This window comes from Mesorhizobium sp. L103C119B0, assembly GCF_000502235.1.
In the GTDB taxonomy this organism is placed as follows: Bacteria; Pseudomonadota; Alphaproteobacteria; order Rhizobiales; family Rhizobiaceae; genus Mesorhizobium.
The window spans coordinates 172,299-187,627 of record NZ_AYXE01000003.1 but is presented as its reverse complement, the minus strand read 5'-3'; the positions used below and the strand labels follow the sequence as shown (position 1 = coordinate 187,627).

Genomic DNA, 15,329 nt, shown 5'->3' with positions numbered 1-15,329 from the left:
AATTTACTCGCCTAAGCAGATTCCGGCGGAATCTGGGCGCGCTAGCACTTTTGCGCCAAGTCTGTCGTTATCACGCGAACCGCTCCCTTTTCAAAGTTGCACATTCCCTAACAGGTTCCGTAGCCATGCCGTCTTTGACATCACGGCAGGGATGCGGAATGTTAAAAGGCGGAAAGCCAACAATGGGAGTTAAGGTATGACAAATTACAAGAGTAATGGCGATCGCGTTCCCGATCACATCCTGGCCATGGCCGAAGAAGCCAAGGCAGGCAAAGTCGATCGCCGCGAGTTCCTCGCCATGGCGAGCGTGTTCGGCGCGTCGACCGCGATGGCCTACGGCATGCTCGGCGTAGCCGTGCCGACCCAAGCCAGGGCCGAAGAGGTGCAGGGCAAGAAGGGCGGCATCCTTAAAGTCGCGCAATGGGTCAAGGATCCCAAGGATCCGCGCAAGGCCGACTGGTCGGAAATCGCCAATGCCGAGCGTCAGGCGCTTGAGCCGCTGGTCAAGTACACCAGCGAATACACGTTCCGCCCGTACCTTCTGGAGAGCTGGGAGGTCAACGACGACGCCACCGAGTACACGCTGCATGTGCGCAAGGGTGTGACCTGGTCGAATGGCGATGCCTTCACCGCCGATGACGTCATCTTCAACCTCAAGCGCTGGGCCGACAAGAAGGCCGAGGGCAATTCCATGCCTGGCCGTCTCGGCACGCTGGTCAAGGACGACAAGCTCGACGAAAGCGCCGTGACCAAGGTTGACGACCACACCGTCAAGCTGAAGCTCGGCAAGGCTGACATCGCGCTCATTCCGAACATGTGCGACTATCCCGGCCTCATCGTGCACAAGAGCTTCGACGNCGGCAAGGCTGACATCGCGCTCATTCCGAACATGTGCGACTATCCCGGCCTCATCGTGCACAAGAGCTTCGACGAGAAGGGCGGCGACTTCAAAGCCTGCCCGATCGGTACCGGCCCGTTCGAGCTCGTCTCCTACGATGTCGGCCAGAAGGTGGTCTACAAGCGCCGCGAGGACAACAAGTGGTGGGACGGCGAGGTGTTCCTCGACGGCATCGAATTCGTCGACTACGGCACCGATCCGGCAGCCATGGTCAGTGCCTTCGAGGCCGGCGAAGTCCATACCAATTTCGAGACCTCGGCCGACTATGTGTCAATCCTCGACGGACTGGACCTGGTCAAGTCCGAAATCGTCACCGCGTCGACCATCGTGTGCCGCACCAACATCAACAACAAGCCTTACGGCGACCAGAAGGTACGCAACGCGCTGCAACTCGCGGTCGACAACAATGTCGTCCTGCAGCTTGGCTACGGAAATGCCGGCACGGTGGCTGAAAACCACCATGTCTGCCAAATCCACCCGGAATATTACGAGCTGCCCAAAGTCGCTCGCGATCCGGCCAAGGCCAAGGCGCTGATGGCGGAAGCCGGCCAGGCCGACTTCGAGCATGAGCTGATCACGGTCGACGAAGACTGGCACAAGAATACCGGCGACGCCATCGCCGCGCAGATGCGCGACGCCGGCCTCAAGGTAAAGCGCACGGTGCTGCCGGGCTCGACGTTCTGGAACGACTGGACCAAGTATCCGCTGTCGATGACCAACTGGAACATGCGCCCGCTCGGCGTTCAGGTTCTGGCGATCGGCTACCGCACCGGCGAGGCGTGGAACGAGTCGGCCTATTCCAACCCCGAATGGGATGCCAAGCTCAATGCAGCATTGGCCGTTGCCGATGCGGCCAAGCGCAAGGAGATGATGAAGGACATCGAGCAGATCCTGCAGGATTCCGGCATCATGATCCAGCCATACTGGCGCAAGCTCTACAGCCACTCGGTCAAGGCGGTGCAGAATTACAAGATGCATCCGACCTTCGAGCGCGACTACGGCAAGGTCTGGCTCGACCAGGCGTGATCGGAACGTCAGGGAAGGGGCGCTTCGCTCCTTCCCGTCACGCCTCGCTTGGTCCAGAACCGGAAGCCGCCGCAGCAAAAAGTTGCGGACTCTCCTGAAAGACCGTTCAATAAAACTGGGTTGATTGCATCCGAGTGCCGATTTGACGGCCAACTCTGCCGGCAACGGCAAAGCTGGTTTTTCGAACTGGCTCCAACCCCAACCAGACCGGCAGGGGACCGCCATGCTTTCTTTCGTAATCCGGCGTCTCGGCACCATGGCATTGACGATGCTGTGCCTGACGATGATCGTCTTCTTCCTGATCAACCTCGAGCCGAATTTGAAGAAGCTGGCGATCAGCCAGACCGAAATGCACACATCGGCCGAACAGCTCGAAAGCTGGCTGGTCAACCATGGCTACCGGCAGAACTTCTTCGTGCGCTACGGGCAATGGCTGGGCGTCGTCCCGAAGCAACCGGTGACCGATCCGGCGACCGGCAAGCCGACGCAGCGTTTCTCCTTCTGCAACGATCCGCTGGAGCCGAAATTCTCCGGCATCCTGGAAGGTGATTTCGGCTGCTCGACGAAGTTCAAAACCTCCGTTGCGTCAAAGCTCTTCCCCGCACTCGCCGCCACCGGCATTCTGATGCTCTGCGTGCTGTTGGTGATGGTACCGATTTCGCTGCTGATCGGCATCCTGGCCGGCATGCGCGAGGGCTCGCGAACGGACCGAACGCTGTCCGTCGCCTCGATCGCGTCGACGGCGACGCCCGAATATGTGTCCGGCGTCATCTTCACCGTCATCTTCGCCTCCTGGCTCGGCTGGCTGAACGGTTCGGCCGCCTCGGCAAGCCAGGGCATCACCTTCTACAATTTCACCCTGCCGGTGATGACGCTGGCGATCTACGGCATCGGCTACATCGCCCGCATGACGCGCGCCTCGATGGTCGAGGTGATGACGCAGCAATATATCCGCACCGCCCGGCTGAAGGGGCTTTCCTTCGGCAGCGTCGTCGTCAAGCACGCGCTGCGTAATGCGCTGATCGCGCCGTTCACCGTCATCATGCTGCAATTTCCCTGGCTGCTTACCGGCGTCGTCATCGTCGAGGTGATGTTCCGCTACCAGGGCTTTGGCTACACGCTGGTCGAAGCCGCCGGCAACAACGACATCGATCTGCTGCTTGGCTGTTCACTGGTCTCGGTGTTCATCGTGCTGATCACGCAGCTCATCTCGGATGTCGGCTACGCGTTCCTCAATCCGCGTATCAGAGTTCAATAGGGGGCTGGGGCAGATGCAGGTCGAATATATCGGTGCCTTCAATGTCGTGCTCGGCGTGATTGGGCGTTTCTGGCCGGTCTGGTTAGGGCTTGCCCTGGTGATGGGAGCGAGCTTCGCCTACAAGAAAAGGCTCGGCCTCTACGGCCAGCTGTTCGATAGCGGCGTCGGCATAGTGGGTGTCGGCATCTGCCTGTTCTGGCTGTTCACGGCAATCTTCGCGTCGACCGTCGCGCCCTTCGATCCGCTCGCCCAGGTGCCGATCATGAAGGATGCGCTGCCGGGCGCGCTCGAGCCGGTATCGAAACTCATCTACTATTTCGGCGGCGACAAGCTCGCCCGCGATGTCTTTTCGCGCATGGTCTATGGCAGCCAGATCGTGCTGATCATCGCACCGGCTGCGACCGGTTTCGCGCTGATGGTCGGCATTACGCTCGGTCTGCCCGCCGGCTACTATGGCGGCCGGATCGACACCGTGCTGTCCTTCCTGGCCAATCTGGTGCTGGCCTTCCCGGTGATCCTGCTGTTCTACCTGCTGGTGACGCCGGGCATCATGGATACGCCGATCCCATACGCCATGGCCGGGCTGTTCTTCCTGTTCCCGATCATCTTCTTTTCGGTGCTGTTCTGGACCCGCTACAAGAACCGGCCGGACCGCCTCTATATATTGCTCGGGCTGACGCTGATCATCGGCGGCTGGGTCTATGCCGGCCTGGTGTTCGACGCCGATCCGTTCAAGATCATCCACATCGATCCCAACCAGCTCAACATCTTCGTGGCGGTGGTGTTCGCCTCCAGCCCCGGCGTATTCCGCATCGTGCGCGGCCTGGTGATGGACATCAAGACGCGCGACTATGTGGCGGCGGCGCAGACGCGCGGTGAATCGCCCTGGTACATCATGCTGTGGGAGATCCTGCCCAATGCGCGCGGGCCGCTGATCGTCGATGCCTGCCTGCGCATCGGCTACACCACGATCCTGCTCGGCACGCTCGGCTATTTCGGGCTGGGCCTGGCGCCGGAGAGCCCGGACTGGGGCACCGCAATCAAGGACGCCAGCCGCCTGCTGCGCTCCTTCATCCACCCGGCGCTGCCGCCGACGATCGCGCTGATGTCGTTCGTGCTGGGCTTGAACCTGCTTGCCGACTCGCTGCGCGAACAATCGATGAAAGACTGATCTGCGGGTTTCGGCCCGCGAGCATGAAAATAGGATTGGAGCGACCCATGAATGAGGCAGTTCGAAATCCCGGCAACCCGACCCTTGGGCCAAGCGCTGCGCCGATCATCGAGATCGAGAACCTGTCGATCTCCTTCTTCACCCGCAAGGGCGAGATCCCCGCCGTCATGGACTTTTCCTGCACGGTGATGCCGGGCGAAGCCATGGGCATCGTCGGCGAGTCCGGCTGCGGCAAGTCGACCGTGTCGCTCGGCATCATGCGCGACCTCTCCAACATCGGAAAGATCGTCGGCGGCAAGATCAAGTTCCAGGGCAAGGACATGGGCGAGCTGTCCGACGAGGAGTTGCGCTCCATCCGCGGCAACAAGATCGCCATGATCTACCAGGAGCCGATGGCGAGCCTCAATCCGGCGATGAAGGTCGGCCAGCAATTGATGGAAGTGCCGCTGATCCACGACAAGGTGTCGAAGGAAGAGGCTTACAAAAGGGCGCTCGAAATGGTGCGCTCGGTGAGATTGCCCGATCCCGAACGCATGATGCGTTCCTATCCGCACCAGCTGTCCGGCGGCCAGCAGCAGCGCATCGTCATTGCCATGGCGCTGCTGTCGAAGCCGGCGCTGCTTCTGCTCGATGAACCGACGACGGCGCTCGACGTGACGGTGGAGGCCGGCATCGTCGAACTGGTCAAGGGGCTGGGCGAGAAGTTCGGCACGTCGATGATCTTCGTGTCGCACAATCTGGGCCTCATCCTCGAGACCTGCGACCGCATCACGGTGATGTATTCGGGCGAAGCGGTCGAGACCGGCAAGATCAAGGACGTGTTCGACCGGATGCGCCATCCCTATACGCAAGGGCTGTTCCGCTCGATTCCGCTGCCGGGCGCCGACAAGAATTCGCGGCCGCTGATCTCTATCCCCGGCCAGTTGCCGCTGCCGCATGAGCGGCCCAAGGGCTGCAATTTCGGCCCGCGCTGCCACCATTTCGTTGAGGGCGTCTGCAATGCCGCCGAAATCCCGATGATCGAGGTCGCCGGTCACGAAGGGCATTTCTCGCGCTGCGTGCGCTTCAACGAGATCGACTGGGAAGCGCTGCCTCCCGGCGCCAAGAAGGTCAATGAGAAGGTCGTGCCCGGCGCGCCGGTGCTCAAGATCGAGGATTTGAGAAAATACTACAAGGTCGGCGGCAGCGAAGTGTTCGGCTCCAGCGAAGGCCGCGTGGTCAAGGCCAATGAGACGATCTCGTTCATGGCGCGCGAATCCGAGACCGTCGCCATCGTCGGCGAGTCCGGCTGCGGAAAGTCGACACTGGCCAAGGTCCTGCTGGGGCTGGAGACGGCAAGTGCCGGCACAGTGACGCTGGGCAACAAGGAGATCCAGTCGACCGGCATCGAGAAGCGCAGCGTCGAAACGGTGTCGTCGATCCAGATGGTGTTCCAGAACCCGTTCGATACACTCAATCCCAGCCACTCCGTCGGTTCGCAGATCATCCGCACGCTGGAAAAATTCAAAGTCGGCAACAATGTCGCCGAGCGGCGCAAGCGCATGCTGGAGCTGCTCGACCTGGTGAAGCTGCCGCGGGCCTTCGAGACGCGCAAGCCGCGTCAGCTCTCAGGCGGCCAGAAGCAGCGCATCGGCGTGGCGCGTGCCTTTGCCGGCGATGCCAAGGTGGTGGTGGCCGACGAGCCGGTGTCGGCACTCGACGTCTCGGTGCAGGCGGCGGTGACCGAGCTGCTGATGGACATCCAGCGCAAGAACAAGACGACGATGCTGTTCATCAGCCACGATCTGTCCGTCGTGCGCTACATCGCCGACCGCGTCGTCGTCATGTATCTCGGCTACATCGTCGAGCAGGGCACGACCGACCAGATCTTCGCGCCACCCTATCACCCCTACACAGAGGCGCTGCTGTCGGCGATCCCGATCGCCGACACCAGCGTGGTCAAACGGCACATCGTGCTCGAAGGCGATATCCCGTCGGCGATGAACCCGCCGAGCGGCTGCCCGTTCCAGACGCGCTGCGGCTACAAGAGGCTGGTGCCGGACAATCTGTGCGAGACCAAGGTGCCGCCGGTGAAGCATCTCGGCGATGGCCATATGAGCCTGTGCTGGCTGTCGGACGATGTGCTGGCGACGATGGAGCCGGTGATCAAGTTCGACAGGGAACACGCAGCGCATGAGGGCGTGCCGGAAGACGCACCGGATGGGATCGGCCCCGGTTTCGCCGGCGAACCGCCGAAGCGCCCGCATGGCAAGAAGCCGAGCTGACCAGCCATAGAGGCAATGCCGCTCGTTGGCGCATTGCCGCAGCGTCGCCATAGCTCAAGGAACGACAGCTACGTTCGCTTGAATATTGCTGTCCATTGCTTTATGTGATGCGTGATGTTTGATGCGCCATAGGGAGCATATTGTGAGAACCACACTTGCAATCGATGACGATGTCCTACTTGCGGCCAAGGCCATGGCGCGACAGCAGGATCGCAGCGTTGGCGACGTCATTTCCGATCTGGCTCGCCGCTCACTGCGCAGGCCCCCGACCGGCGGTGAACGCAACGGCATCCCCTTGCTTGCATCGCGGCCCGACGGCCCGATGGTCGATCTCGAAATGGTCAATGCGCTTCGCGACGAATTGCCGTGACCTTCCTGCTCGACGTCAATGTGTTGATTGCGTTGATCGATCCGGCTCACGTCGCGCATGAAGATGCCCATCGGTGGTTCCAATCCTCCGGGCATTTATCATGGGCAACATGTCCCATTACCGAGAATGGCGTCATCAGGATTGTAAGCAACCCGAAATACCCCAATTCTCCGGGTTCGCCCGCCGTGGTGGCGCAGGTTGTCGGCAAGCTGCATGCCCTTTCAGGACATCAGTTCTGGCCTGACGAGATCAGCCTTGTCGGTTCCAACGACATCGATGCAGCCAGGATCCTCACCCCGGCACAGGTAACGGATAGCTATCTGTTGGGACTCGCCAAGGCGCGTGACGGCCAATTGGCGACGTTTGACCGAAAGCTGTCGACGGCAGCGGTAAAGGGAGGGAGGTCGATCCTCCACCTGATCCCAAGCGAATGAATTGCTGAGTTCCGCTTCGATCGCAAACTGCGTGGCTGCAAGACCGCTTGGCAACGTCAGCTGCCGCATTGCTGCAGCTGTTCGGCATAGTCGCGGGCCATCTTTTCGGTCGCCCTGGCATAGCCCTGCACGCCGGCATCGCCACGGTTACCGCGGCCGTAGGCGGTCCAGCCAAGATAGTAGGCGAGATAGAGATTGTAGGTGTCGTTGCGGGCGACGCCGAACGTGTCTGATGTCTTGGAATGATACCAGCCGACGAAATCGACGGCATCGGCAAACTTGGTCCGCCTCGCCGCCCAACTGCCGGTTTCGCTCTGATATTGCGACCATGTGCCGTCGAGCGCCTGCGAGAAACCGGTGGCTGACGAGACATGTTTCCACGGAATGAAGCCGAGCAGTTTGGTACGCGGCGGCTTGGCATTGCTCTTGAAACCGGATTCCTTGCGCACCGTCGCCATCAGCACAGGGACGGGGACGCCGTATTTCTGCGAGGCGCGCTCGGCGGCCGACTGCCAGTTGTCGAACCAGCCGTCGTTCTGGTCGAAGACGGCGCAGACATTGTTGATATGGTTGGGCGGCGTCGCGCAGGCCGGCAAAGCCAGCAGCACGCCAACCGCTACAATTTTACTCAAACTCGAACTACGCATTGGAAAACGAATAGGCCGAAATCATAAAGGGAATCTTTCGGCGTTTCTTAACGGCTTGCCGGCCCGCTGCGCTCAGGGGGCCTGTATCATTATTCCGACCTTTCGCGTCGCCTTTATCTCCGTCAGAATTCAAAAATGCCGCCTTGGCTAAAATCACGTCCGCGAAGGGCGGATTTCTGACAGCGATGTCCGGATGCCGGCGCTCTGATGCCAGGCATGAATGAACCAAGACGCAAGCGCGGCGCGGAGCGAACCAGCAACCGGGGGCCTGCCGCCATCCCGCAACTTCCACTGCGGCGGGTGACCAATCCCTATCCGCCGATGGCGATGCTCTCAGTCGACCAGGTCGAAGCGATCCACGAAGCTTCGATGCATATTCTGGAAAATTTCGGCATCGAGGTAATGTCTCAGCGGGCGCTGGCGCTGTTCGAGAATGCGGGCGCAAAGGTCGACCATGCGACCGCGAATGTCCGCATCGACCGTGGCCTTGTGGCCGAGGCGCTGAAGACCACGCAGTCCAGCTATCGACTGACGCCGCGCAACCCCGCCAACACCATTCATCTCGGCGGCAACACGATCAATTTCACCCTCGTCGCCGGGCCGCCCAATGTGCACGACATGGAGCGCGGCCGGCGCGCCGGAAACTTGCACGACTATGCCGATCTGACCCGGCTGGCGCAGCATTTCAACTGCATCCACATGCTCGGTAACCAGGTCTGCGCGCCGGTGGAACTGCCGGCCAACACCAGGCACATGGATACCTATTTCACCAATCTGACGCTGACCGACAAATCGTTCCATGTCTCGGCGATCGGACGAGGCCGGGCGCTGGACGGCATCGAGATGATGGCAATCGCGCGCGGGCTGACGCTGGACGAGATGCGCGATGATCCCGGCATTGCCACCATCATCTCGGTCAACTCGCCGCGGCGTTTCGACGAGATGATGGCCGAAGGGCTGATGACCATGGCTGAGTTCGGCCAGTCGGTGGCGGTGACGCCGTTCACGCTGATGGGCGCGATGAGCCCGGTGACGCTCGCCGGCGCCCTGGCGCAGCAGAATGCCGAGGCGCTGTTCGGCGTGGTGCTGACGCAACTGGTGCGCCCCGGCGCGCCGGTGATGTACGGCGCCTTCACCTCCAACGTCGACATGAAGTCGGGCGCGCCGGCCTTCGGAACGCCGGAGAACACCAAGGCCAACATCGCCTCGGGGCAATTGGCGCGGCGCTATTCTCTGCCCTACCGCACGACGCCGGGGTCGGCATCGAATGCGGCGGACGCGCAAGGCGCCTACGAGACGCTGATGGCGCTGTGGGGCGCTGTGCTTGGCCACGGCAACCTCGTCTATCATGCCGCCGGCTGGCAGGAAGGCGGGCTGACGGCATCGTTCGAAAAGCTCATCATCGATGTCGAGATGATCCAGCACATGATGGAATTCCTGCGCCCGATCGTCGTCGATGAGGCGGAGCTTGCTGTCGAGGCGCTGGGCGCGGTGCCGACCGGCGGCCATTTCTTCGGCGAACCGCACACGCTGGAACGCTATGCCACCGCCTTCTACCAGCCGATGCTGTCCAACTGGCAGAATTACGAGGCATGGCAGGAGGCCGGCGGCCTCGACACGACGGCGCGCGCGACCCGGCTGTGGAAGAAGGCGCTGGAAGACTATGTCGAGCCGGTGATGGATATCGCCGTGCGCGAGGCGCTGGAGGAGTATGTGGCCAGGCGCAAGGAAGCGATCGGGCAGGGCGAGCCGTGACTTTTTCAGCGTCGGCGCGCGGCGCTGCCTTTCTGATTCACCTTATCTCCTCAACTCATTGATAATAGAGCAAAACTCATGAAATCGCATGCAAAGGTCGTGGTCATTGGCGGTGGCGTCGTCGGGTGCTCCGTGCTGTTCCATCTGGCGCGTCATGGCTGGACCGATGTCGTGCTTTTGGAGCGCGACGAGCTGACCTCCGGCTCGACCTGGCATGCGGCCGGCGGCATGCACACGATCAATGGCGACCCCAACGTCGCCAAGCTGCAGAAATACACGATCTCGCTCTACAAGGAGATCGAGGAGCTGTCGGGACAGGCGACCGGCGTGCATCTGACCGGCGGCGTACTTCTGGCGGCGACCGAGGCGCGGCTCGACTGGCTGCGCGGCGTCGTCGCCAAGGGGCGTTACCTCGGCATCGACCTTGAGGAAATATCGGCCAATGAAGCGGCCGAGCTGATGCCGCTGCTCGACCCGAAACAATTCGTCGGCGCCGTCCGCAACAAGGAGGACGGCCATCTCGATCCCTCCGGCGTGACGCATGCCTATGCCAAGGCCGCGCGGAAACTGGGCGCCGAGGTCGAGCGCTTCACCAAGGTCGAGGACATTGTGCGCCGGCCCGACGGCATGTGGCGCGTCATCACCAACAAGGGCGAAGTGGTGGCCGAGCATGTTGTCAATGCCGGCGGGTTATGGGCGCGCGAGGTCGGCCGCATGGTCGGGCTGGAGCTGCCGGTGCTGGCAATGGAGCACATGTACCTGATCACCGAGGATATGCCCGAGGTGGCGGCGTGGAACGCCAAGACCGGGACGGAAATCATCCATGCCGTCGATTTCGACGGTGAGCTGTACCTGCGCCAGGAGCGCGGCGGCATGCTGATGGGCACGTATGAGAAGGCCAACAAGGTCTGGTCCGAATTCCAGACACCGTGGAATTTCGGCCATGAACTGCTGGAGCCGGATATCGACCGCATCGCGCCGTCGCTCGAAGTCGGCTTCCGGCATTTCCCGGCCTTCGAGAGGACCGGCATCAAGCAGATCATCAACGGCCCCTTCACCTTCGCGCCGGACGGCAATCCGCTGGTCGGGCCGGTGCGCGGCCTTCCGGGCTTCTGGGTCGCCTGCGGGGTCATGGCGGGCTTTTCACAAGGCGGCGGCGTCGGTCTGGCGCTGTCCAACTGGATGATCGAGGGCGATCCCGGCGCCGACATCTGGGCCATGGATGTGGCGCGCTATGGCGACTGGGCGACGATGGCCTACACCAACGCCAAGGTGCGCGAGAATTATTCGCGCCGCTTCTCGATTCGCTTTCCCAATGAGGAGCTGCCCGCCGGGCGGCAGCTGAAGACGACGCCGATCTACGATTTGCTGTCGGCCAAGGGTGCGCAATGGGGTGTGTCCTATGGGCTGGAAGTGCCGCTGTGGTATGCGCCCGAGGGTGTCAGGGACGAATTCTCGTGGCGGCGTTCCAGCGATTTTTCCCATGTCGCCAATGAGGTCGCGACGGTTCGTGAAAGCGTCGGCCTGGCGGAGATTTCGAACTTCGCCAAATACAAGGTGACGGGAGAAGGGGCGGCCGCTTGGCTCGACCGGATCTTTGCCTGCAAGTTGCCCAAGCCAGGCCGCATGACGTTGGCGCCGATGCTGAAGGATGACGGCAAGCTCATCGGCGATTTCACGCTGGCCAATATCGGTGCCCCCAATTCCAACGGGACCGAGTGGTTCATCGCCGGCTCCGGTATCGCCGAGCAGTATCATATGCGCTGGTTCGAGGCGCATTTACCTGCGGATAGCTCAGTGCGCATGGAGGCGCTGGGGCAGAAACTGACCGGTCTGGCGATCGCCGGACCCAAGGCGAGGGAGGTGCTGGCAAAGGTCAGCCGCGCGGATGTCGCCAACACAGCATTCCCCTTCATGGCCGTCGCGAAAATGGACATCGGCATGGCGCCGTGCCTGGTCGGCCGCGTCAGCTACACCGGCGATCTCGGCTACGAGATCTGGGTGGCGCCGGAATATCAGCGCGCTGCCTTCCAGGCGTTGATGGCGGCAGGCGCGGAATTCGGCCTCGGCCTGTTCGGCTCGCGCGCGCTCAATGCGCTGCGGCTGGAGAAAAACTACGGCTCATGGGCGCGCGAATACCGGCCGATCTACGGGCCGCTGGAGGCCGGGCTCGACCGTTTCGTCGCCTATGGCAAGGATGCCGATTTCATCGGTAAAACCGGCGCTCTTGCCGAGCGCAAGCAGGGCGGCAAGCTCAGGCTGCGCACATTTATCCTCGATGCCGACGATGCCGATGTCATCGGCGACGAGCCGATCTGGTACGGTGGCGCGGTGCGCGGTTGGGTGACCTCAGGCGGCTATGCGCATCACTCGAAAAAATCCGTCGCCATCGGCTATGTGCCGAAGGAGATCGCAGACAAGAGCGACGGCTTCGAGATCGAACTTTTGGGCAAGCGCCACGCGGCGCGCGTTCAGGCAGCGCCGCTCTTTGACGCGAACTTCGAGCGAATGCGCGCCTGAAGCGCTTCGGCTTCGCCGAGGCGCTTCAGAGTCTTGTTTTGTGCAAGTCGTTATCCCAAAACCGCTGCGCACTTTTGGGCGACATGCATCAGGCGCGTCAGGTGCTGCGGCGGTTGTCGAGCGCGAAGGCGCCGGCGCCGGCAAACACCAGATAGAGGAAGATGAAGCAGAAGGAGATTGCCGCGTCGCCGCTGTTGTTGACCGGGAAGAAGTCGCGCGGGTAGTGCGCCATGAAATAGGCGATGGCCATCTCGCCGGCCAGAAGGAACGCGACCGGGCGGGTGAACAGACCGAGCGCCAGCAGGATGCCACCGGCGAACTCCAGGATGCCTGCCGTCGCCGTCAGGCCGCTAAGAGCGTGAGGCTCGGCGCTGACCGGAAAATTGAACAGTTTCTGCGAGCCATGCTCGAGGAACTGCAGGGCCGTCATGATGCGCAGGACGCCGAGTGCCTGCGGCTGAAATCTGGCGAGACCGTCAAAAAGCTTCATCTAAACTCCATTTTTCCAACCCTGCGGCCCGGCCATAAATTATCACCCGGCGCTGGACCATTCACTTCGCGTGGCCTGTCATCAACAATCGGTGATTGGAAATCACTTCCAGTCTGGACTTCAAAATTTGTTCTCGTTATGGTTGCATACAGCTCGTTTAAGTTGTATGCCTGCGTGTAGACACTCCAAACCAAACGGGTTCCTAGCCATGAAAAAAGTCGCCGTCAGCCTGTTCGCAATTCTCGCAAGCACCAGTTTCGCCATGACCGCTGATGCTGGCTGCGATGCCTTCAAATGGCCGGTGACACGCGAGCAGGAACTGTTTCCGGCTGCGCCCGCCGCGCAGTCCGGTGCCTCTCTTGCTTTCGGCGAAGCCGCGGATATGGCGCTGGAGCCGGTCGATGCGGTCAGCTTCACGGTCTCACCGCAACGCGCGCCGGCAGCCGGCACGTTCGGCGCGACGGCAAACGTGGCGGTGCCACCGGAAGGAGAGCTCCAGATCAGCCTGTCCGACGAGGCCTGGGTCGACGTCATTCAGGATGGCCAAGCCGTGAAATCAGCGGGTTTCACCGGCGTGAAGACCTGCCCCGGCATCCGCAAGAGCGTGCGCTTCAAGCTGACGCCTGGCGCAGCCACGATCCAGCTCAGCGGCGCCAGGAAAGAGAACCTCAAGGTCGCGGTGCTGGCGCCGGAGTGACCGCGCCCGGACGCGCCTCTCATCGCACCGGCAGTGCGATGAGAGCAGTTCCGTGCAGGCGAGTACCGGAGGGGATCAGCGGCCCGGCGCGATCAGCGCGAAATAGGCGCCTTGCGGATCGGTGAACTGGGCAATCCATTGGCCGGTCGGCACCGGCATCGGACCCATGACGATCTTGCCGCCATTGTCGGTGACGCGTTTGGCGGCTGCGTCGATGGCATCGACATTGAAGTAGAACAGCCAGACCGGTACCGGCAGCTGTTGCGGCTTGTTCATGATGCCGCCGCCGGATTCAGGGCCGGCCGAGAAGGTCTGATAGATGCCCATCTCGCCGACGTCCATGCTACCGGCATCGGTCCAGCCGAACTGGCTTGAGTAGAAATCGAAGGCCTTCTGGCGGTCGGCCGCATAAAGCTCGTGCCAGCCGACATGGCCCGGCGTCGTTGCCGGAAGGACGGGCTGGTCGGGCCCACTGGGCTGCAGGAACATGAAGGCGGCGCCTTGCGGGTCGGCGACGACGGAGAAGCGGCCGACGCCGGGAATGTCGTCGGGTTCGCGGTGAACAGCCCCGCCGGCGGCTTTCAGTGCCTCGGTCGAGGCATCGGTATCGCTGGTGTGGATATAGCCGAACCAGGCCGGCTTCAGACCCGTCCTGGCTGCTTCCTCGGGCAGGGTCATCAGCCCGCCGACGCCACGCTCGGCGGAGTTCACCACGATATAGCGCGGCATGCCGGGCGCCTTGTCGAAGGGCTCGGCCCGCCAGCCGACCACGCTGGTGTAGAACGCTTGCGCCGCATCGAGGTCGCTGGTCATCAACTCGTACCAGAAGAAGGGCATTGGGGATCTCGGCATTCTCGGTCTCCTCACCTATGCATAGATCGTCGTCCGATCCATCAAAGGACGTTTTCAGCGACGCGAATCCGACAGCGAACCGGAGAAAATTCAACGGCTGCGTTGACACATCGTTCCGCACTTCGCCCCACCGACGCCTTGCACGTGCGGCGGTTTTCGACTTTCCTTGGGCAAACGAGGGGTAGTCGTTTCATGCGCCTTATGTCGCTCACGCCTGAGCTTGTGTCACTGTGTCATCGCGAAGAGGTCGATCCCGGACCCGACTGCAGCTGGACGCAGCTGAACGATGAGGATTTTCGCACGCTTGCCTTACGGCTCTCCGACGAAGCCGATGCGGGGCCGTTATGGGTGTTCGCCTATGGCTCGCTGATCTGGAAGCCGGCTTTCGAGCCCGTCGAACGCCAGCGCGCCACTGCGTTTGGCTGGCATCGCTCCTTCTGCCTCGACATGGTGCGCTGGCGCGGCAGCGTCGCGCAGCCGGGGCTGATGATGGCGCTCGAACGCGGCGGCCGATGCGACGGCGTCATCTACCGCCTGCCCGACGGCGACAAGCCGCAGCAGATCGAAAGACTGCTGCGGCGCGAGATCGACGATCATGAGAGTGTCAGCTCGGTCCGGTGGGTTCCCGTGCGCACCCAGCAGGGCCGGATACGGGCGCTCGGCTTCTGGGTCGGGGTGACGGGCAGGGGAACCTCGCTCGGGCAGCCGCTGGACACGGTGGCGGGGGTGCTTGCCAGAGCCTGCGGCCATGTCGGCTCAGGCGCGGAATATCTCTACAACACCATCAGCCACCTCGAGGAATTCGGCATCCGCGACGCAATCTGTGGCGGCTGCAGCAACTGGTTGCCGACGAGATCCGGTCGATCCATGGCGGCGCTACGAGCTCCGGCCTTTCGCCCGTGCCATAGGCTGAAAGCCATAACATGAGTAGTCAAATCATATTATGA

12 protein-coding genes and 1 pseudogene are annotated in these 15,329 nt (G+C 62.1%); 10 read left to right on the top strand and 3 right to left on the bottom strand.

Features of this window, described 5'->3' with window-relative positions; all coding sequences use genetic code 11:
- Positions 1–196: 196 nt before the first annotated feature.
- The 6 genes from X728_RS160650 (at position 197) to X728_RS160675 (ending at position 7,421) form a co-directional block, all read left to right on the top strand.
- Positions 197–1,924 carry an ABC transporter substrate-binding protein gene (locus X728_RS160650; RefSeq protein ID WP_023830796.1) on the top strand — a complete coding sequence of 576 codons (1,728 nt, stop codon included), beginning with the start codon at positions 197–199 and terminating at the stop codon, positions 1,922–1,924.
- A gap of 223 nt (positions 1,925–2,147) precedes the next feature.
- On the top strand, positions 2,148–3,182 hold the full coding sequence (locus X728_RS160655) for an ABC transporter permease (RefSeq protein ID WP_023668188.1): 1,035 nt from the start codon (positions 2,148–2,150) through the stop codon (positions 3,180–3,182).
- A 13-nt stretch (positions 3,183–3,195) separates the two neighbouring features.
- Entirely contained in the window at positions 3,196–4,353 is a 1,158-nt protein-coding gene (locus X728_RS160660) for an ABC transporter permease (RefSeq protein ID WP_023668189.1), read from the top strand.
- A gap of 47 nt (positions 4,354–4,400) precedes the next feature.
- On the top strand, positions 4,401–6,617 hold the full coding sequence (locus tag X728_RS160665) for an ABC transporter ATP-binding protein (RefSeq protein WP_023668190.1): 2,217 nt from the start codon (positions 4,401–4,403) through the stop codon (positions 6,615–6,617).
- Positions 6,618–6,759: 142 nt separating this feature from the next.
- Positions 6,760–6,987 (top strand): hypothetical protein, encoded by a 228-nt coding sequence (locus X728_RS160670; protein ID WP_023668191.1) that lies wholly within the window; start codon positions 6,760–6,762, stop codon positions 6,985–6,987.
- On the top strand, positions 6,984–7,421 hold the full coding sequence (locus X728_RS160675) for a TA system VapC family ribonuclease toxin (protein ID WP_023668192.1): 438 nt from the start codon (positions 6,984–6,986) through the stop codon (positions 7,419–7,421). Before X728_RS160670 ends, X728_RS160675 begins: the two co-directional genes overlap by 4 nt.
- Before the next feature lie 56 nt (positions 7,422–7,477).
- On the opposite strand, the gene X728_RS160680 is transcribed toward X728_RS160675, so the two are convergent.
- A complete protein-coding gene (locus tag X728_RS160680) occupies positions 7,478–8,068 on the bottom strand; it encodes a transglycosylase SLT domain-containing protein (RefSeq protein ID WP_023735994.1) in 591 nt (196 codons plus the stop codon).
- 216 nt (positions 8,069–8,284) lie between these two features.
- Between X728_RS160680 and X728_RS160685 the strand changes: the two genes are divergently transcribed.
- Positions 8,285–9,823: a trimethylamine methyltransferase family protein gene (locus X728_RS160685; RefSeq protein ID WP_023821802.1), complete on the top strand. Its 1,539-nt coding sequence runs from the start codon at positions 8,285–8,287 to the stop codon at positions 9,821–9,823.
- Positions 9,824–9,901: 78 nt separating this feature from the next.
- Entirely contained in the window at positions 9,902–12,343 is a 2,442-nt protein-coding gene (locus X728_RS160690) for an FAD-dependent oxidoreductase (protein WP_023712071.1), read from the top strand.
- Positions 12,344–12,440: 97 nt separating this feature from the next.
- Here X728_RS160690 and X728_RS160695 read toward each other — a convergent pair whose 3' ends face one another.
- The gene (locus X728_RS160695; RefSeq protein WP_023707718.1) at positions 12,441–12,833 is read right to left on the bottom strand and encodes a DoxX family protein; all 393 of its coding nucleotides are present in this window, start codon (positions 12,831–12,833) and stop codon (positions 12,441–12,443) included.
- 208 nt (positions 12,834–13,041) lie between these two features.
- On the opposite strand from X728_RS160695, the gene X728_RS160700 reads away from it, so the two are divergent.
- Positions 13,042–13,530 carry a hypothetical protein gene (locus tag X728_RS160700; protein WP_023705593.1) on the top strand — a complete coding sequence of 163 codons (489 nt, stop codon included), beginning with the start codon at positions 13,042–13,044 and terminating at the stop codon, positions 13,528–13,530.
- Positions 13,531–13,605: 75 nt separating this feature from the next.
- Here X728_RS160700 and X728_RS160705 read toward each other — a convergent pair whose 3' ends face one another.
- The gene (locus X728_RS160705; RefSeq protein ID WP_023823190.1) at positions 13,606–14,382 is read right to left on the bottom strand and encodes a VOC family protein; all 777 of its coding nucleotides are present in this window, start codon (positions 14,380–14,382) and stop codon (positions 13,606–13,608) included.
- Between the two features lie 192 nt (positions 14,383–14,574).
- Between X728_RS160705 and X728_RS01000000166330 the strand changes: the two are divergent.
- Positions 14,575–15,290 (top strand): annotated as a pseudogene (locus tag X728_RS01000000166330) (gamma-glutamylcyclotransferase).
- The last annotated feature ends 39 nt before the right edge of the window (positions 15,291–15,329 follow it).